At 72.9% G+C, this 22,606-nt stretch carries 25 protein-coding genes, 1 tRNA gene and 1 pseudogene; 11 read left to right on the top strand and 16 right to left on the bottom strand.

The annotated features are described in order from the left end of the window. Positions 1 to 127: 127 nt before the first annotated feature. The 3 genes from AC3X7Z_RS15920 (at position 128) to AC3X7Z_RS15910 (ending at position 3,587) form a co-directional block, all read left to right on the top strand. Positions 128 to 820, top strand: a complete 693-nt coding sequence (locus tag AC3X7Z_RS15920) for a response regulator (RefSeq protein ID WP_489976556.1) — start codon at positions 128 to 130, stop codon at positions 818 to 820. 164 nt (positions 821 to 984) lie between these two features. After that, positions 985 to 2,688 carry a GAF domain-containing sensor histidine kinase gene (locus AC3X7Z_RS15915; protein WP_489976555.1) on the top strand — a complete coding sequence of 568 codons (1,704 nt, stop codon included), beginning with the start codon at positions 985 to 987 and terminating at the stop codon, positions 2,686 to 2,688. Between the two features lie 95 nt (positions 2,689 to 2,783). Beyond that, a complete protein-coding gene (locus AC3X7Z_RS15910) occupies positions 2,784 to 3,587 on the top strand; it encodes a siderophore-interacting protein (RefSeq protein ID WP_489976554.1) in 804 nt (267 codons plus the stop codon). Between the two features lie 47 nt (positions 3,588 to 3,634). Here the strand turns inward: AC3X7Z_RS15910 and AC3X7Z_RS15905 are convergent, their stop codons facing one another. Next, positions 3,635 to 3,901: a metal-sensitive transcriptional regulator gene (locus AC3X7Z_RS15905; protein WP_186341535.1), complete on the bottom strand. Its 267-nt coding sequence runs from the start codon at positions 3,899 to 3,901 to the stop codon at positions 3,635 to 3,637. A gap of 217 nt (positions 3,902 to 4,118) precedes the next feature. Here AC3X7Z_RS15905 and AC3X7Z_RS15900 point away from each other — a divergent pair, with 217 nt between their 5' ends. Both AC3X7Z_RS15900 and AC3X7Z_RS15895 read left to right on the top strand, forming a co-directional pair. Further along, entirely contained in the window at positions 4,119 to 4,832 is a 714-nt protein-coding gene (locus AC3X7Z_RS15900; protein ID WP_489976553.1) for an ANTAR domain-containing protein, read from the top strand. Positions 4,833 to 4,993: 161 nt separating this feature from the next. Then, positions 4,994 to 5,836: a hypothetical protein gene (locus AC3X7Z_RS15895; protein WP_489976552.1), complete on the top strand. Its 843-nt coding sequence runs from the start codon at positions 4,994 to 4,996 to the stop codon at positions 5,834 to 5,836. On the opposite strand, the gene AC3X7Z_RS15890 is transcribed toward AC3X7Z_RS15895, so the two are convergent. The 6 genes from AC3X7Z_RS15890 to AC3X7Z_RS15865 form a co-directional block, all read right to left on the bottom strand. After that, positions 5,818 to 5,891 (bottom strand) — tRNA-Met (locus tag AC3X7Z_RS15890). The two genes, AC3X7Z_RS15895 and AC3X7Z_RS15890, sit on opposite strands and share 19 nt — an antisense overlap. A gap of 50 nt (positions 5,892 to 5,941) precedes the next feature. After that, positions 5,942 to 8,926: a UPF0182 family membrane protein gene (locus AC3X7Z_RS15885; RefSeq protein WP_489976551.1), complete on the bottom strand. Its 2,985-nt coding sequence runs from the start codon at positions 8,924 to 8,926 to the stop codon at positions 5,942 to 5,944. A 5-nt stretch (positions 8,927 to 8,931) separates the two neighbouring features. After that, complete coding sequence (locus AC3X7Z_RS15880) at positions 8,932 to 9,555, bottom strand: PPA1309 family protein (protein ID WP_241005354.1); 624 nt, start codon at positions 9,553 to 9,555, stop codon at positions 8,932 to 8,934. Beyond that, positions 9,552 to 10,604, bottom strand: a complete 1,053-nt coding sequence (locus AC3X7Z_RS15875) for a YlbL family protein (protein WP_489976550.1) — start codon at positions 10,602 to 10,604, stop codon at positions 9,552 to 9,554. Before AC3X7Z_RS15875 ends, AC3X7Z_RS15880 begins: the two co-directional genes overlap by 4 nt. Before the next feature lie 60 nt (positions 10,605 to 10,664). Next, positions 10,665 to 10,925 carry a hypothetical protein gene (locus AC3X7Z_RS15870; protein WP_489976549.1) on the bottom strand — a complete coding sequence of 87 codons (261 nt, stop codon included), beginning with the start codon at positions 10,923 to 10,925 and terminating at the stop codon, positions 10,665 to 10,667. Positions 10,926 to 10,966: 41 nt separating this feature from the next. Then, positions 10,967 to 11,440: a molybdenum cofactor biosynthesis protein MoaE gene (locus AC3X7Z_RS15865; RefSeq protein WP_489976548.1), complete on the bottom strand. Its 474-nt coding sequence runs from the start codon at positions 11,438 to 11,440 to the stop codon at positions 10,967 to 10,969. An 87-nt stretch (positions 11,441 to 11,527) separates the two neighbouring features. Between AC3X7Z_RS15865 and AC3X7Z_RS15860 the strand changes: the two genes are divergently transcribed. Continuing rightward, on the top strand, positions 11,528 to 12,901 hold the full coding sequence (locus AC3X7Z_RS15860) for a zinc-dependent metalloprotease (RefSeq protein ID WP_489976547.1): 1,374 nt from the start codon (positions 11,528 to 11,530) through the stop codon (positions 12,899 to 12,901). Then, positions 12,898 to 13,500 carry an NUDIX hydrolase gene (locus AC3X7Z_RS15855; RefSeq protein WP_489976546.1) on the top strand — a complete coding sequence of 201 codons (603 nt, stop codon included), beginning with the start codon at positions 12,898 to 12,900 and terminating at the stop codon, positions 13,498 to 13,500. The genes AC3X7Z_RS15860 and AC3X7Z_RS15855 overlap by 4 nt, the downstream gene beginning before the upstream one ends. Here AC3X7Z_RS15855 and AC3X7Z_RS15850 read toward each other — a convergent pair. From AC3X7Z_RS15850 to AC3X7Z_RS15840, 3 genes are all read right to left on the bottom strand, one after another. After that, a complete protein-coding gene (locus AC3X7Z_RS15850) occupies positions 13,449 to 13,988 on the bottom strand; it encodes a M48 metallopeptidase family protein (RefSeq protein WP_186341525.1) in 540 nt (179 codons plus the stop codon). The two genes, AC3X7Z_RS15855 and AC3X7Z_RS15850, sit on opposite strands and share 52 nt — an antisense overlap. 71 nt (positions 13,989 to 14,059) lie before the next feature. Continuing rightward, complete coding sequence (locus tag AC3X7Z_RS15845) at positions 14,060 to 15,106, bottom strand: PHP domain-containing protein (protein WP_489976545.1); 1,047 nt, start codon at positions 15,104 to 15,106, stop codon at positions 14,060 to 14,062. 295 nt (positions 15,107 to 15,401) lie between these two features. Beyond that, complete coding sequence (locus AC3X7Z_RS15840; protein ID WP_489976544.1) at positions 15,402 to 16,208, bottom strand: enoyl-CoA hydratase/isomerase family protein; 807 nt, start codon at positions 16,206 to 16,208, stop codon at positions 15,402 to 15,404. Positions 16,209 to 16,502: 294 nt separating this feature from the next. Here AC3X7Z_RS15840 and AC3X7Z_RS15835 point away from each other — a divergent pair, with 294 nt between their 5' ends. After that, complete coding sequence (locus AC3X7Z_RS15835; protein WP_090969683.1) at positions 16,503 to 16,661, top strand: DUF5679 domain-containing protein; 159 nt, start codon at positions 16,503 to 16,505, stop codon at positions 16,659 to 16,661. Positions 16,662 to 16,786: 125 nt separating this feature from the next. Further along, on the top strand, positions 16,787 to 17,299 hold the full coding sequence (locus AC3X7Z_RS15830) for a hypothetical protein (RefSeq protein ID WP_186341523.1): 513 nt from the start codon (positions 16,787 to 16,789) through the stop codon (positions 17,297 to 17,299). A gap of 13 nt (positions 17,300 to 17,312) precedes the next feature. Here the strand turns inward: AC3X7Z_RS15830 and AC3X7Z_RS15825 are convergent, their stop codons facing one another. From AC3X7Z_RS15825 to AC3X7Z_RS15805, 5 genes and pseudogenes are all read right to left on the bottom strand, one after another. Beyond that, positions 17,313 to 17,480 carry a hypothetical protein gene (locus tag AC3X7Z_RS15825; protein WP_489976543.1) on the bottom strand — a complete coding sequence of 56 codons (168 nt, stop codon included), beginning with the start codon at positions 17,478 to 17,480 and terminating at the stop codon, positions 17,313 to 17,315. Between the two features lie 149 nt (positions 17,481 to 17,629). Continuing rightward, positions 17,630 to 17,848: pseudogene (locus AC3X7Z_RS15820) on the bottom strand (hypothetical protein); the annotation flags it as partial. 23 nt (positions 17,849 to 17,871) lie between these two features. Beyond that, positions 17,872 to 18,252 (bottom strand): WhiB family transcriptional regulator, encoded by a 381-nt coding sequence (locus AC3X7Z_RS15815; RefSeq protein WP_489976542.1) that lies wholly within the window; start codon positions 18,250 to 18,252, stop codon positions 17,872 to 17,874. Positions 18,253 to 18,365: 113 nt separating this feature from the next. Beyond that, positions 18,366 to 18,551 carry a hypothetical protein gene (locus tag AC3X7Z_RS15810; protein ID WP_186341520.1) on the bottom strand — a complete coding sequence of 62 codons (186 nt, stop codon included), beginning with the start codon at positions 18,549 to 18,551 and terminating at the stop codon, positions 18,366 to 18,368. A 119-nt stretch (positions 18,552 to 18,670) separates the two neighbouring features. Further along, positions 18,671 to 20,782 (bottom strand): ATP-dependent DNA helicase UvrD2, encoded by a 2,112-nt coding sequence (locus AC3X7Z_RS15805; RefSeq protein ID WP_489976541.1) that lies wholly within the window; start codon positions 20,780 to 20,782, stop codon positions 18,671 to 18,673. A gap of 93 nt (positions 20,783 to 20,875) precedes the next feature. Between AC3X7Z_RS15805 and AC3X7Z_RS15800 the strand changes: the two genes are divergently transcribed. After that, a complete protein-coding gene (locus AC3X7Z_RS15800) occupies positions 20,876 to 21,118 on the top strand; it encodes a mycoredoxin (protein WP_186341518.1) in 243 nt (80 codons plus the stop codon). 44 nt (positions 21,119 to 21,162) lie between these two features. Beyond that, positions 21,163 to 21,621 carry a ScoMcrA-related endonuclease gene (locus AC3X7Z_RS15795; protein WP_489976540.1) on the top strand — a complete coding sequence of 153 codons (459 nt, stop codon included), beginning with the start codon at positions 21,163 to 21,165 and terminating at the stop codon, positions 21,619 to 21,621. Between the two features lie 25 nt (positions 21,622 to 21,646). On the opposite strand, the gene nudC is transcribed toward AC3X7Z_RS15795, so the two are convergent. Continuing rightward, a complete protein-coding gene (gene nudC / locus AC3X7Z_RS15790) occupies positions 21,647 to 22,570 on the bottom strand; it encodes an NAD(+) diphosphatase (RefSeq protein ID WP_489976539.1) in 924 nt (307 codons plus the stop codon). Positions 22,571 to 22,606 lie beyond the last annotated feature (36 nt).

Below are 22,606 nucleotides of genomic sequence, written 5' to 3'. Positions count from 1 at the left end.
CGTCGGGCCCGGGACCGCTTTCGGCACGATAGACCCAGCGAGCGCAGCGCGGTAGTGCCGAACGTTGGACAACTAGCGTGACTTCTTACCACGTCACGGAGTCGGCGCACAGCGGTACTTTGGTCGCATGGCACAGCCGTCTCGGGCCGCGGCCGGCACGTCGCGTCGACCCGTCTCCGTCTATCTGCTCGACGACCACGAAGTGGTGCGTCGAGGGCTCCGCAGCGTCCTCGAGCACGACGGCGACATCGTCGTCGTCGGGGAGTCGGGCCTGGCCCAGCAGGCGGCGAGACAGATCCCTGCCCTGCGCCCGCAGGTCGCCATCCTCGACGTCCGGCTCCCCGACGGCTCGGGGGTCGAGGTGTGCCGACAGGTCCGCTCGGTCGACCCCGGCATCGCGGCGCTGATGCTCACGTCCTACGACGAGGACGAGGCGTTGTTCGCGGCCATCATGGCCGGGGCGGCCGGCTACCTGCTCAAGCGCGTCAAGCCGGCCGACCTCGCCGAGACCGTGCGCCGGGTCGCCGACGGGCAGTCCATGCTCGACCCGGCGGTGACCTCGCACGTCCTCGCCCGCTTACGCGACACGCGCCCCGAAGACCCCCTGACCCGTCACCTCACCCCCAAGGAGCAACAGGTCCTGGAGCTGCTGGGTGAGGGCATGACCAACCGCGAGATCGCGTTCGCGCTGCACCTGTCCGAGAAGACCACGAAGAACTACGTGTCGTCGGTGCTCGGCAAGCTCGGGGTGAGGTCGAGGACGCAGGCCGCGATCCTCGCCAAGAGCCCGCACCCCAACACCGGCGATCGTCACGGCTGAGGCCATGCAGCCGCGGGTACAGGTGGACCAGGCGCGGCCGCCGCGACGGGCGGCTCGCGAGCTCGCCGTCCTTTCGCACCCCCTAGGGGTGGACGTCAGGGGAGGGAGACGCCTGCAGGGCGCATGATCGTGTGACACAGCCGCACATCTTGGGGGGAGCAGGAATGCAGGAGATCTCGAACAACATCGCCGCCGGCACCCAGGAATGGGGCCCGGAGAGGTCGACCTTCGACGACCTGATGCGCATGGCCAGGCGCGGCGGTCGTGCCGACGACGAGACGGACCGGTGGGAGCGGCTGCTGGCTGCGGCGTCGACCCTGTCGTCCGGCTCGGCCCTCGACGACGTGCTCAACCAGGTGCTCCGGGTGGGGGCCGAGATCACCGGCGCGCGCTTCGGGGCCCTCGCCATCGCCGACTGGGACACGACCCGGCCGATGCGCCTCCTCTTCACCCACGGCGACCTCGGCACCCACGGCACGCGGCTCGACGACCTGCTCACCGACAAGCCCTTGGGCTCGCCCGGCGAGGAAACGTCGCGGGCGGCGAGCGACGATGCCACCGGCCGCCGGCCCCCTCGTCGCGCCGAGGGCGCAGCGCGCGACATCCTCAGCGTGCCGGTGCGGGTCGCCGACCGCGCCGTCGGGACGCTCTACTTCTCCGAGAAGACCAACGGGCCGGCGTTCCTCGACCGCGACGAGCAGGTCGCGCGGGCGCTCGTCGGCGTCGCTGCGATGGCCATCGAGAACTCCCGGCTCCACGACCGGGCATCGCACCGCCAACGGTGGGTCTCGGCGGCAAGCGAGCTCGTCACGTCCAACCCCGACGACATGTCGCTGCAGATCGTCGCCGACTGGGCCCGCGACCTCTCCGGTGCCGATGCGGCCTGGATCGTCCTGGGCGACGACCCGGCCCACCTGCAGCTGCGCGTCGTCTCCGGCTTCGACGCCGACCCGGACGCCATGGCCGAGGTCGACTTCACCACCTCGCTCACCCGCTGCGTGACCTTCAGCGGCCGCCCGCTCAAGGTGAACAACATCTTCGAGCACGACAGGGGGGTCGACGTCTCGGCGGCGCTCGGTCACGGCCCCATGGCCTCCGCCCTCGTCGTCCCGCTCTACAGCTCCGCCGACGGCGACGCCGCCGTCACCCTGGCCTGGGTGGACGAGGTCGACCCGGCACGCCTGCACCACGACGCCGCGCTCCCCACCCTGCTGGCCCAGCAGGCTCCGCTGGTGCTGCACGTCGCCCGCATCCGCCAGGACGAGAGGCGCCTGGCCGTGCTCGAGGAGCGCGACCGCATCGCCCGCGACCTGCACGACCTGGTCATCCAGCAGCTCTTCGCGGTGGGCCTCGAGCTGCACAGTGCGTCATGGGTCGAGGACCCGTGCGACATGGCCGCGCGCATCGACCGCGCGACCGAGGAGATCGACGACGTCATCCGCGAGATCCGGACGACGATCTTCCGGCTCGGCCCGGTGGCCGCGGCCGCCGACCCGCGCGCGGCCATCGTGGAGGTGGTCGAGCGTGCCGCCAGGACGATGAAGGTGCGTCCTGTCGTGCGCTTCGACGGACCCGTCGGGTCCGTGCTCGACACGGACCTGCTCTCCGAGGTCCTGGCCGTGATCACCGAGGCGCTGTCCAACGTCGTGCGCCACGCCCACGCCTCGACGTGCGCGGTCGACGTGGCGGTCGACACCGAGGTGGTCGTGCGCGTGCGCGACGACGGCGTGGGGATGCCCGACGGCGTGCACGAGACGGGCGGGCTGGCCAACCTCAGGCTGCGCGCCGAGCAGCGCCGCGGGCGCCTCCAGGTCGCCACGGCCGACGGCCGTGGCACGACGGTGACCTGGTCGGCGCCACTGACCTGACCGCGGCATCGGAGGGTCGGCGAGGCATGGCTAACCTGAGCGCGACGACCCGCCGGGGTAGCACCGGCGGGTCCCGGACGCCCAGGAGGGACGACATGTACGGCGAGGTGGTCTCCACCCGGCAGCTGGGCTCCCACCTCGTCCGGGTGGTGCTGGGCGGGCCGGGGCTCGACGGGTTCACCCCGACCGGGCACGCCGACGACTACGTCAACTGCTTCTTCCTGCCACCCGAGGCCCCCTACGCGCCCCCGTTCGAGGACGAGGCCGTGCGTGGGCTGCCCCGTTCCCAGCGGCCGCGGCCGCGCCGCATCACGGTGCGCGCATGGGACGGCGCGCGTCGCGAGCTCACGCTCGACATCGCCGCCCACGGCGACGTCGGGCACGCGGGCCGGTGGGCGACCCACGCCCGGCCCGGCGACCGGCTGCAGCTGCGCGGCCCGGCGGGCGGCTACCACCCCCATCCCGACGCCGGCTCCTACCTGCTGGTGGGCGACGAGAGCGCCCTGCCGGCGATCGCCGCGTGCGCCGAGGCCGTGCCCGAGGGTCGGCCCGTGACGGCCGTGCTCGAGGTCGAGGACGCCGCCGGTGAGGTGCCGCTCCACTCCCCCGGTGTGCTCCACGTCCGGTGGGTCCACCGCACCGGTCACGCCGACCCCGAGGGCCTGCTCGCCGACGCGGTGCGCGCCCTGCCTCCAGCACCGGGGCCGGTGAGCGCCTTCGTGCACGGCGAGGCGGGCGCGACGCGGGCCGTGCGGCGGGTGCTCCTGGGCGAGGGCGTCGTCGACGAGCAGATGCTCTCCTGCTCGCCCTACTGGCGGCGCGGGCTCGACGACGAGCAGTGGCGCGCGGTCAAGGCAGACTGGGTGCGGGCGCTCGCCGCGGAGGACGTCACCGCCTGAGCGGTGGCCGGAGGCCCGCCCGCCGCACGCAGGGCGTACGCCCGCCCTCAGGCGAGCGACAGGAAGAGCTTCTCCATCTTCTTCACGTCGATGTCGTCGGCGCCGCCGTCGCCGTTGAGCAGGCACTGCTGCAGGCCGTTGGCCACGATGGCGAAGCCCGCGCGGTCCAGCGCCTTGGAGACCGCAGCGAGCTGGGTGACGACGTCCTCGCAGTCGCGCCCCTCCTCGAGGAGGCGGAGCACGCCCGCGAGCTGGCCCTGGGCGCGCTTGATCCGGTTGATGACCGGCTTCATCGAGGTGGGGTCGAGCTCCATCGGTTCTCCTGGGTGCGAGGGTCGGGGCGCTGGGTGCGGCAGCGCCGCCCGGCGTCGGCCGCGATACCCCCCATCGTATGCCGGGGCGCGGGCACCTCCACGGCGCCCGTCGCGCGCACGTAGCGTCGATCGCCTCGACCGTCGGCTCGTCCCGGCAGCGACGCCGTATGGTGATGGTGAACGCATCAGGCGAGAACGGCCGCGAGGGAGCGAGCGTATGAGCCAGGTAGAGCCGCCGCGGATCGCGGCGCTGCTGGCCCAGGCGGCCACGAGCATCACAGCCGCCCGCACCACCCACGACATGGTCGAGGCGATCGTCGCCGCCGCACCGGACGCCGTGCCGGGCATCGACCACGCCAGCGTGACCATCCGGGGCAAGGACGGGCAGAACGAGACCTACGCCGCCTCCAGCAACGTGGTGGAGAAGCTCGACCTCATCCAGTACGACTGCGGTGAAGGACCGTGCCTGGACGCCCTGGTCGACGGGGGCACGGTCATCTCGGACCACATGCGACATGAGCACCGTTGGCCCAGCTTCGTACCCCGCGCCCTCGAGGCCGGGGTCACGGCCCAGATGGGGATCGGGCTGCACGAGGTCGACAGCGCCGGCGGCGCCGTGCTCAACCTCTGCAGCACCACCGGTGATGGCATCGGCCCCGAGTCGCGAGACCTGGCCCAGCTCTTCGCGCTCTATGCCGCCACCGCCCTGGGAGGGCGACACAACGAGGAGCACCTCACCACCGCCCTGTCCAGCCGGAAGGTGATCGGACAGGCCGTCGGCATCCTCATGGAGCGCTACCGGATCAACGAGTCGAATGCCTTCGACTACCTGGTACGCGTCTCCTCCACCGCCAACATCAAGCTCCGCGACGTCGCCGCGGAGGTCGTGACGCAGAGCGACACCCGCTACACGACCGACCCACCGCACTGAGCGGGGCCAGCGCGGCCCAAGCGCGAGTCGAGTGCTGGAGGCGTCGTCGTCCGCGCGAGGGACAGCACTCGACGCCGGCAGCGGACGGCCGGGACACCCGCTCGCGGCTTCCGCCCGCAGTGGGCCGACGTGCTGGCCCGCCGGGGGCCGAGCCAGGTCCGATGGACAACCCGCTCGGCGCCTTCAGCGGGTACGACGGCTACCAGGTCCTGCTGTTCCTGCACGAGGCCGGACACTTCTCGGTGCTCTTCGGCTGCCCGACGGCCGACGACGGGCTGAAGCCACTCCGGCTCGACGCCGTCTTCGACGCTGCCTGTCGCGCCGTCCCCGCACTCGCCCTCTGGACCGTCCCGGAGCGGGCGCGACCGCCCAGCCCGGTGATGGTGGGCGGCGCCCTGCGCAACGTGTACCGGCCCCAGCGGCGGATCGCCGGGCTCGCATCGGTGGGTGACGTCGTGGCCACCACGACACCCACCCGCGGCCGCGGCATCGCGATGGCGTTCACCCAGATCGACAACCTCCTCCGCCTGCTCGACGACGGCGCGGATCCGGCGTCGCTCGCCGACCCGTTCGGTGCCTGGTGCGACGAGCAGATCCGCCCCTGGGTCGAGGACCACATCGCCATCGACACCGATGCCGTGGCGCGCTGGCAGGGCGCCGAGCTCGACCTGGCCCGGCCGTTGACGACCGAGCGGATCCGCGAGGCCGCCCAGGCGGACCCCCCGGATCGGCGAGTACGCCGGACCGTACTTCTCGATGACCGCGCTCCCCAGCTGCCCCACGCCGGCCGAGCCCCTGGCGCGGGCGGTCTACGAGACCGGCTGGCGGGCGCCGTACGCCGCCGGCCCCAGCCGGGACGAGCTGGTCGCCGTGATCGAGGAGACCCGAGCGCGCCTGGACCGAGGGAAGCGAGCGGGGGGATCCGGATCCCCGGGGAAGCGACAAGGCCTGATCCGCATCGCTGCAGATCAGGCCTCGTCCTTTGTAGCGGGGGCAGGATTTGAACCTGCGACCTCTGGGTTATGAGCCCAGCGAGCTACCGAGCTGCTCCACCCCGCGTCGGTGAACAGAACCTTACAGGGGTGGTCGGGCGGAGCCCAAATCGGGGGTCAGCGTGCCGCTCGGACCGCCTCCTCGATGAGCGCGCGACCCTCGTCCATGAGGCGTGCCCAGCGCACGGTGTCGCCGTTGCGCTGCGCCTCGTCGGCCCGGGAGAACTTGTCCTCGGCCTGCTCCAGCAGCTCGCGGACCGTGGACGGGGTGCCGGGCTCCGTGGTCGGCTGCTCACCCGGCGACTCCGACGGCTCCTCGGTCGGCTCCTCCGTGGGGTCCTCCGTCGGGTCGGTCGTCTCGTCCTCCGAGGCGTCGGAGGTCAGGGCGTCCTCGATCGCGTCGACGAGCGTGGTGCCGATGCCGACCCTGTTCTCGTAGGAGACGAGCACGAACCGCAGGATCGGGAAGTTGGACTCACCGTCACGGCGCGTGTAGACCGGCTGCACGTACATGAACGTGTCGTCGATCGGCAGCGTGAGCAGGTTGCCCGGCACCCGGTCGGCGTCACCGGTCGTGTAGGGCAGCAGCGCCTGGCTGATGTCCTCGTTGGTGGCGAACGTGTTGGCGATCTGCAGCGGCCCGCCCGTGGGCTCGTTGGGCAGCTGCAGCACCCTGACCTTGCCGTAGTCGTCGCTCGTCGCGTCGCTGTTGACCGACAGGTAGGCGGCGAGGTTGTTCTCCTTGCGCCGCGGCACGTAGACCGAGGTCAGCGACCAGGTCTCGCCGTCGCCGGTGTCGGCGAAGAGGCGGTAGGGCGGCTGCAGCCGGGTGGTGCGCTGCGGGTCGCTCGGCACCTCCCAACGGCTGGAGCCCTCGAACCACGCCGACGCGGACGTCTCGTGGTAGCGCTGGAACTGGAAGCGCTGGGCCTTGAACAGGTCCTCGGGGTAGCGCAGGTGCTCGCGCAGCGAGTCGGGGATGTCGTCCTTGGGCTGCACGACGTCGGGGAAGACCGCCTCCCACGCCTGCAGGATCGGGTCCGCCTCGTCCCACTCGTAGAGCGACACGGTGCCGTCGTAGGCGTCGACGGTGGCCTTGACCGAGTTGCGCAGGTAGTTGATCTCGTCGGTCGGCAGGGTCTGGAACCCGGTGTTCTCCTGCAGCGAGTCGTCGGTCATCTCCTCGAGCGACTCCCGCTGCGACAGCGGGTACTTGTCGGTGACCGTGTAGCCGTCGAGGATCCACAGGATCCGCCCGTCGACCACCGCCGGGTAGGGGTCGGAGTCGACGGTCAGCCACGGCGCGACCTTCTCCACCATGCGGCGCGGGTTGCGGTCGTAGAGGATCTTGGAGTTCTCGTGCACGCGGCTCGACAGCAGCAGGTTGGGCTCGCTGAAGCGCACCGCGTAGAGCAGCTGGTTGACGATGTTGCCGATCGGCACGCCCGCCTTGCCGTCATAGGTCGTCGCGACGTCCTCGTCGGTGCGCTCGCCGCGCGGCAGGTCGAACTCCACCGGCTTCCCGTCGGGGTTGAGCCCGACGATGCTGTAGGTCGGGCTCTGCTCGCCGAAGTAGACGCGGGTCTCGTAGCCCTCGTCGCCGGCGAGCCTGGTGAGTGCGTCCTCGTCGGCCTCCTGGCCCTCGGCCCACTGGATGCCGGTCTGCTGGACCGAGTCATCCTCCGGGCGCTGGTTGGCGTACGCGGCGATCACGCCGTTGCCGTGGGTGTAGGCGGTGTGCAGGTTGGACCAGTTCTGGTCGCCCTCGGCGAGGCCGCTCTGGTCGAGCTCGCGCACGCCGAGCACGACGGCGCGGTCCTTGCCGTCGATCTCGTAGCGGTCGACGTCGAGCACGTTGGGCACCGAGTAGTAGGCGCGCACCTGCTGCTGCTGCTCGAAGATCTCGCTGACGATCTGGGGGTCGACCAGCGGGATGCCGGCGGTCATGCCGTCGAGCTCCTCGAGCCGGCCGTCGTTGGCCACACCGGTGCCGGCGACGTTGCGGACCTCGATCTGGTCGAGCTGGTAGGCGGCGCGGGTCGCGTCGATGTTGGCCTTGATGTAGGGGCCCTCGCGGTCCGGCACGTTGGGGTTGACGCGGATCGCCTGGACCACCGTCGGCACGATCAGGCCGAGGATGATCGCGGACAGGGCGAACAACGCGACACCGACCGACGGCAGCAGCCAGGTGCGTCGCCAGATGTTGGCGAGGAACAGCAGCGCGCAGACGATCGCGATGCCGGCGAGGATCTCCTTGGCCGGCAGGACTGCCTTGTCGTCGGTGTAGCCCATGCCGGTGAAGATCGAGCCCGAGTTGGTGACGAGGTCGAAGCGGTCGAGCCAGTAGTCCACGGCCTTGGCGAGCACGAACAGCGCGAGAAGCGCGGAGACCTGGATCTGCGCGGCACTGGTCAGCCGCTCACCGGGGCGGGCGGAGAGCCGGATGCCGCCGAAGAGGTAGTTGGTCAGCAGCGAGGCGATCAGGCCGACGACGGCAGCGGCCATCACGAAGTCGACGAGGTAGTGCCAGAACGGCAGCTGGAAGACGTAGAACCCGACGTCCTTGTTGAAGTAGGGGTCGGTGGTGCCGAACTGCTCGCCGTGGCGCCACAGCGAGAAGCTGCGCCACTGGCCGGAGGCCGACGCGCCCGCGAAGAGCCCCATCACGCCGGCGACGACCGCGATCACCAGGCCCATCCGCGGGGCGAGGAGCGCGCGGTAGCGGTCCATGCCGTCGTCGGGCGTCCCGGGCATCCCCGGCCACAGCAGCGGGCGGAAGCGGTAGGCCATCGCCATGGCGATGGCCACCGCGGCCGCCATCAGCCCGGCGAAGACGAAGAACAGCCCGACGCGGGTCAGCAGCAGGGTGTTGAAGACCTCCTGGTAGCCGACCGAGCCGAACCACAGTCGCTCGGTCCAGAAGGAGGCGAACGCGCTCAGCAGCATGAACCCCACGACCAGGACGATCGCGGTGATGACCAGCGCTCCCGGCCGGCGTGACGCGGCTGCGGGCCGTGCGCCTCCTGTGCCGCCGGGTCCGCCAGGCCGCTGGGGGCCGTCGGGTCCGGAGGGTCCTGTGGGTCGGTCGAACGGATTGCTCATCTTGACTAGGCCTGCTCAGGGTTCTCGTCGGGGCGGGGAGGGGTGTCGTGCAGTGTCTCGTGGAGCAGCTGGAGGAGTCCGGGCACCAGCTCGGTGCCGTTGACCACCGACTGCTCGTCGTCGTGGGCCCGCAGCCGCAGGGCGCAGTAGGACGCACCGGCGCGGGTCACGCCCGCGACCATGCGCACCTCCTGGCGGTCGGGGTGCTCGCGCGCGAACAGCTCGGCCGCGGCGGGGTCGTCGGGGATGTCGTCGTCGACGCCGGGCGGCAGCACCAGTCGCTCGATGACGGCGGCGCAGCCGGCCACGCTGTCGGGCCAGGCGATGCCGTGCAGCACGTCCTCGAGGACCTGGCCGGGGGGCAGCCCGTCCTGCTCGATCGGCGTGAGCGAGCCGTCCTCGGCGGGACCGTCGATCTCCATCACCGCGGCGAGCGCCGGCTCCTGCGCGACCAGCTCGGCGGTGTCGACCAGGGCGTAGAGGCGGGCCGGCTGGTCCCAGCCGTCCTGGGCGACGTGCGCCTCGATCTCGAGGACGGCAGTGGCCAGGGCGGGGTCCTCCGGCAGCGCGTCGGGTGCGGCCGCGTCGGCCGGACCGGCGTCGGGCGCCGGTGGGGTGGGGTCGGTCATGAAGCGGTGTCCTCGCAGGTCGGCAGGTCGGTGTCGGGGTCGGCCACCCAGTCGGACAGGGTCTCGACGGCGGCGTGCATCGTGGTGGCCTTCGCCAGGCGCATGTCGCCGGGGTCCACTCCCCCGATGCCGCCGCAGTTGGCGGCCGGCACGAAGAACAGGTCGGCTCCGGCGTCGCGGGCGGCGGCGATCTTCTGCTGGATGCCGCCGATGGGGCCGACCTCCCCGGTGGGGGTGATCGTCCCGGTGCCGGCGATCTCGGCGCCGCCGGTGAGCGAGCCCGGCGTCAGGGTGTCGTAGATGGCGAGCGCCATCATCAGCCCGGCGCTGGGGCCCCCGATCCGTTCGGAGATGTCGACGCTCACGTCGAAGGGGAAGTCGAAGCCGAGGCCGGGCGCGATGCCGATGCGTAGGTCGCCCTCGACCTCCTCGGGGGTGACGTCGACGCTGACCTCCTTCTCGCCGCGGCGCACGAGGAAGGTGAGGGGCTCGCCGGGGGACGCCTCGTCGACGGCATCCACCACGTCCTGGGCCTCCCGGATCGGCGTGTCGCCGACGCGCAGCAGCACGTCGCGCACCTCGAGCTTGCCGTCGGCGGGCAGCCCGGGGGTCACGTCGAGGATCTTCACGACGGGGTCGACCTCCTCGCCGAGCTCGGTGAGGGCCGCCGCCACGGCTGTGTCCTGGGAGGACGCCATCGCCGCCTCCGACTCGCGGTCGGTGGACTCGTCGGTCTCGTCGGGAGCGTAGATCGAGGACCGCGGCCACACGGCGGCGTCGGGGTCGAAGTAGGCCTGCAGCAGCTCGGGCAGGGAGACGTCCTCCTGCGGCGTGCTGACGTAGACGGTGGTCATCCGCAGCTCGCCGTCGTCGTGGTAGGCCTTGCGGCCCGCGACCTGGACGATCTCCTTGCCGTCGTCGTCGGCGAGTATGTCGACGGTCGGTCCTGGGTAGTAGGTGACGTAGGGCAACGGCACGAACGCCGCCGCCGCCCACAGTGCTGCGAGCAGGCAGAGCGCGAGCAATCCCGCACCTGTCCGCTCCTTCATGTCCCCAACTCTCTCAAATGGCGGCAACCGGCCGACGACGAGCCACCCCGGGCGGACTCCTCAGGAGGCGCGCCGGCCCGCGTCGTCGCGGGGCGCGGCGCCGTGGCTGGGGCGGACGGCGATGCCGGTGCTGCGGTCGCGCCCGGGCGCCGGCGTACGCCGGGGGGGCGCCGGCAGGTCCTTCGACAGCGCCCTGCCGAGGCGCTCGGCGGCCACGTCACGGTCGACCTCGCCGCGGCCGTCGCGCCCGGCCCACGACACCCACGCCATGGCGGCGACAGTGACGACGGCCGACGGCACGAACCACAGGAGGATCTCCACCCGACGAGCGTAGGCGCAGGGACCTCCCGGGACCGGGAGGCCTACGGCGTGCCGACCCACTCCTCGCTCTGGTCGTCGAAGACCTGGTGCTTCCAGATCGGCACCTCGGCCTTGAGGGTGTCGATGAGTGCCCGGGACGCCGCGAAGGCATCACCGCGGTGGGCTGCGGTGGTGGCGACGACGACGGCGAGGTCGCCGATGCGCAGCTCGCCGACCCGGTGCACGGCCACCACTCCCCTGACGTCGTGGTCCCGCGCCACCTGCCGGCAGACGTCCTCGAGCCGGGCCAGTGCGGACGGGTGGGCGGAGTAGTCGAGCGCCACCACGCCCTTGCCCCCGTCGTGGTCGCGGACCTGGCCGACGAAGAGGACGAGGCCGCCGGCCCCGTCGTCGCCGAGGGCGTCGAGCACCTCGACGACGTCGAGCGGGGTGTCGCGGATGTCGACGAGGCGCAGCGGATCACGGACGGGGTCACGAAGCGGGTCACGAAGCGGGTCGCGGAGGGGGTCGCTCACCCGGGCGAGTCTAGGTCCGGCGCGCCCGTGGGGGCAGGCGTGGCGCAGGCGCGGGGGCTGCTGGGCCGGGTGGGTAACGTTGGCCCCATGAGTGACACCCCCGGCGGACCCGGGTCGTCCGGTCAGGGTCCCGATGACAACAACCCCTTCAAGGGCACGCCCTTCGAGCAGATCTTCTCCCAGATGGGCGGGTTCGGCGCGGGAGGCGGGATGCCCGACCTCAACTCGCTGATGGCGCAGATGCAGTCCCTGTTCGCGCCCCACGACGGGGCGGTCAACTGGGACACGGTCACCGACCTGGCCCGCCGCACGGCCGCGCAGGAGCCCGACCCGACCGTCAGCGCGGCGCAGTCCGCCGCGGTCGACGACGCGGTGCGCCTGGCCGACCACTGGCTCGACACCACCACCGAGTTCCCGTCCGGGGTGAGCACCACCGCCGCGTGGTCGCGGGCCGAGTGGATCGTGGAGACCATCCCCGTGTGGAAGGTGCTCGTCGAGCCGATCGCCGGCTCCGCCACCCAGGCGCTCGGCCAGGCCATGCCCGAGGAGATGAAGCAGCTGGCCGGCCCGTTGATGGCCATGATCGGCAGGGCCAGCGGTGCGATGGTCGCCACCCAGGTCGGCAGCGGCCTCGGCGCGCTGGCCGGTGACGTGCTCAGCGCCTCCGACATCGGCCTGCCCCTCGGCCCCATCGGCAAGGCGGCCCTGCTGCCGACCAACGTCGCGGTCTTCGCCGAGGAGCTCCCCGACGTCTCGGCCGACGACGTGCTGCTATACCTCGCGCTGCGCGAGGCGGCGCACCAGCGGCTGTTCGCCGGGGTGCCGTGGCTGCGCGACCACCTCATCGGGGCGGTCGCCGAGTACGGCGCCGGCATGGACTTCGACACCTCCGGCATGGAGGCCAAGCTCCGCGAGGTCGACATCGCCAACCCGCAGGCGATGCAGGACGCCCTCACCGGTGGCCTGTTCGACCCCGAGCCGTCGGCCGCCCAGAAGGCGGCGCTGGAGAAGCTCGAGGTGACGCTCGCGCTGGTGGAGGGCTGGGTGGACGAGGTGGTCGGCCAGGCCACCGCCGAGCGGATGCCCGCCGCGGCCAAGCTGCAGGAGACCGTACGCCGCCGGCGCGCCGCCGGCGGTCCCGCCGAGCACACCTTCGCCACCCTCGTCGGACTCGAGCTGCGGCCCCGGCGCCTGCGCGACGCCTCCACCCTGTGGGGCTCGCTGCGCACCCGGCAGGGCACCGAGGCCCGCGACGGCGTCTGGATGTCGCCGCACCTGCTGCCCACCGCCGCCGACCTCGACGACCCGCTGGGCTTCCGGGAGGACTCGGTGACGCCCGACGAGCTGTCGGAGGAGGAGTTCGACGCCGGCCTGCGCGACCTGCTCGGCGGCGGCCAGGACGACCCCGACGACGGCCCCGACAAGGGCCCGGAGGACGGCGGGTCCCGCCCCACCGGGTGAGCGCTCAGCTCCACGCGGCCGCGGTCGCCACGCTGACGGGCTGGGTCGCCCCGACCCCCGGCCAGGACGCCCTGCGCCGGCGCTTCCTCGCCCACCTCGCCGCGCACCCCGACGGGCTGGCCAAGGCCTGCTTCCCCGACCACCTCACCGCCGGGGCGATCGTCGTGTCGCCCGACGGCGGCCGGGTGCTGCTCAACCACCACCGCAAGGCCGACGCGTGGCTGGCCTTCGGCGGTCACCTCGAGCCGGGCGACGCCTCGCTCGCCGACGGCGCACGGCGCGAGCTCGTGGAGGAGTCGGGGCTGGCCTCGTTCGACCTCGACGAGGAGCCGTTGTCGGTCGACGAGCACGCCGTGGAGTTCTGCTCCGAGCGGGGCACCGTGCACCACCTCGACGTGCGCTTCCTCGCCACGGCGGAGCCCACGGCCGCCCACGCCACGAGCGAGGAGTCGATCGACGTGCGGTGGTGGCCCGTCGACGCGCTGCCGGCGACGTTCGACGACATGTACGTCCTCGTCGACGCCGCCGTGGCGCGCGTGCGGTCGCGTCAGTCGACGTCGTCGCCCGGCGGCGGCTCGAGCCGCGCGGCCGCGGAGTAGCCCTCGAGGTAGCCCTTCGCCTTCTCCGCGCGGGGGTAGCGGTCGACCCACGCCCAGAACGCGGGCGTGTGGCCCGACTCCAGCAGGTGGGCCAGCTCGTGGACCAGGACGTAGTCGACCACCCAGGCGGGCACCTTCTGGAGCCTGTCGCTGAGCCGGATGGTGCGCTCGCCCGGGGTGCACGAGCCCCAGCGCGCGTTCTGGTTGCTCACCCACCGCACCGAGGCGGGGATGGCGAGGCCACCGAAGTAGAGGTCGTTGAGCTTGGCCGCCCGCACCACCAGGTCGCCGTCGGAGCGCAGCCGCCGCTTCTCCTGCCGCTCGATGCGGGCGACCATGTCGGCGACCCAGGTCGCCTCGTCGCGCTTGCTCATCGAGGCCGGGATGAGCACCACGATGCGGTCGCCGTCGCGGTAGGCCGAGACCGTGCGCCGCCGGCGGCGCGAGCGGCGCACCTCCACCTCGGGCGGGCTGGCCGGCGTGCTCATGTGCCGAACCTAGCCTCCTGCACCCACATCGGCAGGCGAACGCGCTGGCCGCCTGCCGGGGCGGCCAGCGCTCAGGACCGCGAGCCGGCCCACTCCAGCAGGCGGTCGCGATCCCACGTGTTGACGATGCGCTCGGGGTCGATCCCGGCCTCGGTGGCCCGGGCGGCGCCGTGGTCGAGCATGTCGAGCTGGCCCGGGGCATGGGCGTCGGAGTCGATGGAGAACAGGCAGCCGAGGTCGCGCGCCAGCTCGAGCAGCCGGGTGGGCGGGTCGCGCCGCTCGGGCCGGGAGTTGATCTCGACGGCCACCCCCTCCTCCGCGCAGGCGGTGAAGACGGCCGTCGCGTCGAACCTGCTCGGCGGACGCACGCCCCGGTTGCCGGTCACCAGGCGGCCCGTGCAGTGGCCCAGCACGTTGGTGTGCGGGTTGCGCACCGCGGCGACCATCCGCCTCGTCATCGGCTCGGGGTCCATCTTGAGCTTGGAGTGCACCGATGCGACCCGCACGTCGAGCCGGTCGAGCATCTCCGGTGTCTGGTCGAGCGAGCCGTCGTCGAGGATGTCCACCTCGATCCCCTTCAGCAGGGTGAACGACCCGCCGAGGTGCTCGTTGACCGCGTCGACGACCCCGAGCTGGCGGGTCAGCCGCTCCGCGCTGAGCCCGTTGGCGACCCGCAGCCGCGGGCTGTGGTCGGTGAGCACGAGGTAGTCGTGGCCCAGCTCCATGGCCGTCATCGCCATCTCCTCCAGCGGCGAGCCGCCGTCGGACCAGTCGGAGTGGGAGTGCAGGTCGCCGCGCAGCCTGGCGCGCAGCTCCTCCCCACCCCGGGCGAGCGGTCCCGCGGTGGTCTCCAGCCGGGCCAGGCGCTCGGGGACGACGCCGTTGCAGGCGTCGGTGATCACGGCGGCGGTGCTCGGCCCGATGCCCGGCAGGTCGGTGAGCGTGCCGTCGGCGGCGCGGCGGCGTACCTCATCGTCGGGCAGCGGCAGGATCGTGCGGGCGGCCTTGCGGAACGCCTCGATCCGCCGGCTCTCCTCGCGCTGGCGCTCCATCAGGAACGCGATGCGTCGCAGGGTCGCGACCGGCCCGCGCGCGCCGCCCTGCTCCGTCTGGTCCACTACTTCTCCTCCACAGCCCCCGCACCGGCTCGTGCGCTGGTCAGGGGCACAGTACGGCGCGCGGGCCGGGCGTGTCGCGCACAGGCCCGTCCCCATGTGGGAGGCCGTCGTCCACGGCCCGCGGGCCACGGTGCACACGGTCTCCACAGGGCTGTCCACAGGCGTGGACATCGCGCTGTTGACCGCCCGGGGGGTCGGCCCTAGCGTTGCGGCCAGAAGGGCCCCGCGGCTCCTCGACGCCAGCAGGGGAAGGCAGGCGCCAAGGGCCGTGGGGCCCTCCTACGTGCAGCGTGCCTCAGCGGCCGCGGAACTCCGGCGCCCGCTTCTCCCGCGCTGCCGCGATGCCCTCCTGGAGGTCGGCGGTGGCGAGGGTCACCGGCTGGGCGAGCGCCTCCCACTGGAGCGCCGACTCGACGTCGGCGGGTCCGCCGCCCGCCAGCGCGACCTTGGTCAGCCGTGACGCGATGGGAGCCGTGGCCGCGATGCCGGCCGCCGTCTCGAGCACGTCGTCGAGGAAGGTCGCGCGGTCCACGACCCGGGAGACGAGCCCGAGGCGCAGCGCCTCGTCGGCCTCCACGACCCGGCCGGTGAGCAGCAGGTCGCGTGCGTGCGCCGCCCCCACGACGTCGGGCAGCAGTCGGGTGGCGGCCATGCCGGCGTGCATGCCCAGCTTGGTGAAGGGCACGCCGAGCTTGGCACCCTCGGCGGCGTAGCGGATGTCGCAGGCAAGTGCGAGGCAGAGCCCGGCGCCGATCGCGGGCCCGTTGACCGCCGCGATCGTGGGCACCTCCAGGCGCCGGATCGAGAGCCACGAGCGGTAGAACGGCAGCATCCGCGAGCGGAGCCGGTCGACGCCGGCGTCGGGCTCGCTCGCGATCCACGAGGTGTCGCCGCCGGAGCAGAAGGCACTGCCCTCCCCCGTGACGACGACTGCCCGCACCGACGGGTCCGCCGCGATCGCGTCGGTGGCCGCGACCCAGGACGAGGTCATCTGCTCGCTCATCGCGTTGCGCATGGCGGGGTTGTCGAGGGTCAGCAGGACGACCCCCTCTGACGGGCGCTCGAGGCGCAGGTGCGTGAGGTCTGGGGACTTCTCTGGCATGGGCCGAGGGTACTGATCCGGCCGGGGCGCGGCCGGGCCGGGCGGGCGCCCGACGGCGGTCGGGCGACGGTCGGGCGGTGGTCGGGAGGGAGCCGGGAGGGGGCCAAACGGCGGCCGAACGGGTGCCGGTCCCGGAAGCGGGTTTCCACGCGTGGCGCGTGTGGTGCGTGAGCGTGGCCCGAGCGTGGCGTAGGGTCGTCCGCGGAGCGCTGGCAACCGCCAGTTATCCCCGGCGGGCTTCCCCTACGACAACCCCGTCGCGACGACCACGAAGAAACAAGCAAGGAGGCCGTCATGGCGGAGACCTGGAGCGGTGAGTTCTACTGCGTCAAGTGCAAGGAGAAGCGCGAGGCGGAGGGCGAGATCAAGGTCAACGACAAGGGCACCAAGATGGCCAAGGGCGTCTGCCCGGTCTGCGGCACCAACCTGAACCGCATCCTCGGCAAGGCGTGAGCCTCACCTCTTGAGCTCACTGCGGCGGCGTCACCCCTGGGGTGGCGCCGCCGCTGTCGTTCCCGGGCACGGATCCGCCTGTGGAGGACGCCCCGACCGGGGCCCCGAGGTGGCACGGTCGAGGGGTGACCGCGCGTCCTAGTCCGCCGTACGCCCACCTGCTGCGGGCGCAGCTCGACTGCCCTGACGCGTGGACCCCGCCCGTGGTCGCGGCGCTGACCGCCGCCGGCGTCCTCCTCGACCGCGAGGCGCCCGTGGGCGTCGCGGTGACGCCGGGGCGGACCGTGTCGAGCACCGTCGATGCGTGGTCGGTCGACTCGCTGCCGCACGTCCTGCTCGCGGTGCACCCGTGGGCGGTGGAGGTGGGACCGTGGGTGGCCCCGGGCCTGGGCCCGTGCGCGAGGTGCGTCGCCGCGGCGGTCCTCGAGGAGGGCGGCGCGCCGGGCGCCGACGACGTGCCGCGCCCGCTGCTCGCCCTCGGGGTGGGCACGGCCGCGCGCGACCTCGCCGCCTGGTCGCGCGGCGAGCTGCCGCACACGTGGCTGACATCGTGGCGCCTCGACCACGAGCCGTTGCCGGCCGTGCGGCGCTGGCGGCGCCACCCCTATTGCGGGTGCGGGTGGTTCGAGGCCCCGTGAGGCGGGGTCGCGGTCACCACCACTCGCTGTCGAGCTTGCTCTCCATGGCCCGCAGGTGCGTGCGTGAGCACGTGTCGCAGAAGGCGCGGCGGCGGCCGTTCTCGACGGCGACGGTCCAGGTGAGGGTCTGCTCCTGCGGGGCGCTGGTGCCGCAGAAGTCGCACGTGACGGGCTCGCTCACGCCCCGAGGCTACTCCGCACGGGCCGCACGGGCCGCTCGGAGACGCCGGTGAGCCGGTGCGTCGTCACCGTGACGACGCACCGGCTCACCGGGTGTGGACTCACCCGCGATCAGGGCGAGCGGGTCCGGGGCCGAGGGGCCCCGGAGCATCAGAGCGCGCGGGCGAGGGCGAGGCGCGCCTGCTGCGCGGCCTGCTCGGCCTTGCGGCTCATCCGACGGGCCAGGGCCAGCTGGTGGCCGCGTCGCAGCTCGTGCGCCTCTCCCAGGCGCGCGGTCATTTGCGCGCGTGCGAGTTCTTCGTGCATGAGATTCATGTCGTGTCGTCCGTTTCGGTAGGTCTTCATGGGATGTGTGTCCTGTGGTTCCTCGGAGGTGGGTGAGCGGGTGGCGCCTACGCGGCGGCCCCGTCCTTCTGGTTCTGGCCGGCCTGGGTGGCGACCTGCTCGGACTTGCGGGGCCGGCCTCGCGGCCGCTTGCGCGGGATCACCACGCCCTGGAGGAAGAGCTCGCCTCCCCAGACGCCCCACGGCTCGCGCCGTTCGAGGGCTCCGTCGAGGCACAGCGCCTGCACGGGGCAGTCGATGCAGAGGGCCTTGGCCTGCTCCACGTCCGCGGGGGACTCGGCAAACCACAGCTCTGCGTCGTTGACGCGGCAGGGCAGCAACTCCTCATCCACTCCGGCAGCTGCGTCGTGCAGGGCTCCGAGCGGGGCCTGGGGCTCCCTCCCGGTCGCGTCGGCAGCTCGGTTGCGGTCGAGAACGCTGATGGTCATGTGTTCACCTCCTTGTCGTTGACCTGATCGCGGGTGGTTAGGACAAACAGAAAGGCCGCGGATCCCGGGTGTCGGGTTCCGCGGCCTGGAGGCTGCCGATGTAGGTGGATGACCTATGTCGACGGACTCCAGGCGGGAGGACCCGGGAAATCGCCCTTGATGCGCACGATCGCGGCGGCGTCGCCCTGGACAGCCTCCACGCCGGCACCGACAACGCGCGTGTGCGCACAGGGGCGGCCGAGGGCGGACATGCCGAAGGACGGCGACCACGCCGTCATCGTCTTCGTGTAGTTCTCCACGGGGGGCACCTCCTTCGGGGCGTCAGGCGCGGATCGTCGTCAGCGATCCCATGCGCGGGTTGTCGTGAGAGGAAACGTTAGACCCCTCACATCGTGAGGGGCAAACCATTTACTGGGTATTACCGTGATTTCTTCTGCGGAGGCGTCTCGGACCCCGCAGCGGCACCCTCGACGGCCCTCTCGGCGGGCCTCTCGACGGCCCCGCCGGCGACGAGCGCGAGTACCTCGTCGCCGTACTTGGCGATCTTGCCGGGCCCGACGCCGCTGATGGCGCGCAGCCCCTTCTCGTCGGTCGGGACGTGCTCGGCGATGAGCTGCAAGGTGGCGTCGGTGAACACGACGAACGCCGGGACGCTGTCGTCGGCCGAGCGCGCCAGGCGCCACTCGCGCAGCCGCTCGAAGAGTGCCTCGTCGTAGGAGGCCGGGCAGTCGGCGCACCGCCCGGTCTTCTTCTCCACCGAGGTCGACAGCGCGCCGCCGCACTCGCGGCAGTGCATCGCCGCCCGGTTGCGCCGGGTGCGCTCGCGCCGCTGCCCGGTCAGGCCGGGGACGCCGTCGAGCAGGGGCGCGAGGAACGGCGAGCTCCGCCGGTGGGAGCGCCCGCCCGGCTCGCGCGCGGTGGCCCACGAGACGGTGAGCTCGTCGCGGGCGCGGGTCATCGCGACGTAGAGGAGGCGGCGCTCCTCCTCGACCTCCGCCGGCGTCTGAGCCTGGGAGATCGGCATCATCTTGTCGTGCATGCCGGCCACGAAGACGGCGTCCCACTCCAGGCCCTTGGCGGAGTGGATCGTGGCGACGGTGACCGCGTCGGCGACGGGTGCGTGCTGCTCGCTGGCGCGCCGGTCGAGGTCGTCGACGAAGTCGCCGACCCCGGTGTCGGGGCGATCGCGGCTGAAGTCGGCGGCCAGGTCGACGAGCGCCTGCAGCGACTCCCACCGGTTGCGCACCTCTCCCCTGCCCTCGGGCGGCTCGGTGGAGTGGCCCATCTGCGACAGCACGGCCAGGACCGCCTCGGACACGGGTCCGGAGGCCTCGCCGGAGCGCGCCGCGCCCCGCACGAGGGTGATCGCCTGGCGCACCTCGGGACGGTCGAAGAAGCGGGCCGCGCCGCGCACGACGTAGGGGATGCCGCGGGCGGCGAGCGCCTCCTCGAAGCGCTCCGACTGGGCGTTGATCCGCAGCAGCACCGCCATCCGGCTGGCGGGCGTGCCGGAGGCACGGAGCGCGGCCACGCGGTCGGCCACGCCGTCGGCCTCCGCGACCTCGTCGGCGGCCTCGCGCCAGGTGATGCGGGCCCCCGAGGGTCGCTGGGCGCGGAGGTCGACGCCCTTGCTGGGCGTGCCGTCGAGCAGCCGGTTGGCCGCGGAGACGATCTCGGGGGTGGAGCGGTAGTTGCGGACCAGCTCGACGCTCGTGGCCGAGGGGAAGCGCTGGGTGAACTCGCGCAGGTAGCGGGCGTCGGCGCCGGCGAAGGAGTAGATCGTCTGGGCGGGGTCGCCGACGACGCACAGCTCGTCGCGGCCGCCGAGCCACAGGTCGAGGAGGGCGTACTGGAGGGGCGAGACGTCCTGGAACTCGTCGACGACGAACCACTTGTACTGGCGGCGCACCTGGGCGGCGACGGCGTCGTTGTCGGCGAGCAGCCCGGCGCCGAAGAGGAGCACGTCCTCCATGTCCATCCGGCCCTGGCCGCGCTTGACCTCCTCGTAGGCGTCGAAGGCGCGCGCCACGACATCCGGGTCGAGGCCGGACACCGCCCGGCCGCGGCTGCGCGCGACCGCGGCGTAGGTGTCGGGGCTGACGTTGGAGACCTTGGCCCACTCGATCTCGCTGGCGAGGTCGCGCAGCGTGGCCTGGTCGACGCCGAGGCGCTGGCGACGGGCCGCCAACGCGATCATGCCGAGCTTGGACTCGACCAGCTCGGGCAGCTCGCGCTGGTGCACCCGGGGCCAGAAGAACCGCAGCTGGCGCAGGGCCGCGGAGTGGAAGGTGCGCGCCTGCACCCCCGGCGCGCCCAGCGCCCGCAGCCGCTCGCGCATCTCGCCCGCAGCGCGCGTGGTGAACGACAGGGCCAGCACCTCGGTGGGGGCATAGACCCCCTGCGCGACCCCGTGGGCGATGCGGTGGGTGATGGCCCGGGTCTTGCCGGTGCCGGCGCCGGCCAGGACGCGCACCGGCCCGCGGAGTGCCTCGGCGACCTGTCGCTGCTCGGGGTCGAGCGCTTCGAGCAACGGAACAACTCCTGCGAGGTGGTGGTTGGAACTGGTGGCGGGTGGAGCGCACCCGCCTTCCTCACCCTAGACGCCGGAGGGGACACTCCATCCATGACCTTCACCATGTTCACCACGCCGTGGTGCGGCTACTGCCACCGCCTCAAGAGCCAGCTCGACCGCGAGGGCATCGAGTTCTCGATCGTCGACATCGAGCAGCAGCCCGACGCGGCGGTCACCGTCGAGCAGGCCAACGGCGGCAACCAGACCGTGCCGACGCTGCTGTTCTCCGACGGCAGCACGCTCACCAACCCGTCGGTGGCGCAGGTCAAGGAGAAGCTGGCCTCGCTCTCGTGAGGCTGGCCTTCGTGTCCGTGAGCGGTCCGCGTTAGCCTGAGCCCGTGTCACTGCTGAACTCGATCGACCGCGACCACGTGCTCACCGCGATGGAGACCTGGGACGCGGCGGGCGGGCACAACTACATGCTCGTGCGCGGCGGCGTCTCGACCCACGTGGTGCTCCACCACGGCAAGGAGTACGACGCCGCGGCCATCGCGGGCATCGCCCACGGGCTCGCGACCGGGCGCACCCTCACCCCGGCGGACATCCCCGGTGGCTCCGAGGGCGCGAGCAAGGCGCTGAGGCGCCTCGGCTTCGAGATCCGCGACGACTCGCCCCCCGGCGAGCGGGTGCCGGGCACCCGCGCGCGCACGCCGCGCACGCCGCGCACGCCGCGGGCGGCCACCACGCGGGCGACGACCTCGCGCCCACGGGTCGCCGCCAGCGACCGGGTCGACAAGCTGTGCCCGACCTGCTTCCTCGCACTGCCCGCCACGGGCATCTGCGACAACTGCGCCTGACCGGCGTCTGACCGGCGCCTGGGGCTCAGCCCCAGCCGGGACCGTCGAGCGGGCGGCCGAACCAGCTCTCGATGAGCGACGACGAGATCGAGATGCCGCGCGGCACGACCAGCTCGCCCGCACGGCCGGCCGCCTCGAAGTCGGCGCGCGTCCACCAGCGCGCCTCCTCGATCTCCGCCCCGTCGACATCGATGTCGGTGGTGAGGGCGCGGCCGGTGAACCCGAGCATCAGGCTCGCCGGGAGCGGCCACGGCTGGCTGCCGAAGTAGGCCACCTCGCCGACGGTGACGCCGACCTCCTCGTGCACCTCGCGGCGAACCGCGTCCTCGAGGGTCTCCCCCGGCTCGCAGAACCCCGCCAGCGTCGACCACCGGCCGGCGGGCCAGGCGGTGTTGCGTCCCAGCAGGATCGCCTCGTCGTCGCCCTCGCCGTGGGTGATCGCCATGATCACCGCCGGATCGGTGCGGGGGAACTGCGCGCGGTCGCACTGGGTGCAGCGCAGCTCGTGGCCCGCGGCGCGGCTGGCCAGGGTGCCGCCGCAGCGCGGGCAGAAGCGGGTGGCGTGGTGCCACTCGGCCAGTCCGACGGCGTGCATGACCAGGGGCGCCTCCTGCGGGCTGCCGTCGGCGAGGAGCGTCAGCACCGAGCGCAGCCGGACCCACTCCTCCGGCGGGCCCGGCGCGCGGTCGGGGGGCACGATCACGGCGAGGTGCACGACGTCGTCGCTGGCACCCAGCAGCACCAGGGTGCCGTCGGGAGCCTCGTCGGGACCGACCCAGTGGACGGCGCCGTCCACCGGCCGCAGCCGGTTGCCCGCCACCACCAGGACGCGCGTGGCCGGGTCGGCCATCTGCTCGGCGAGCCACGCCTCGTCGGTCCGGCGCAGGCCCATCCGGTTGTGGGCGTGGGCGGAGAGGGCGACGTGCGGGAGCAGGCGTTCGTGAGGCACGTCGTTCAGGCTAGCGACCGACGTCGCGGGCCTACG

The sequence above is a fragment of the Nocardioides sp. Z24_21 genome (assembly GCF_058134345.1).
This window is presented reverse-complemented; position numbering and strand designations above follow the sequence as displayed.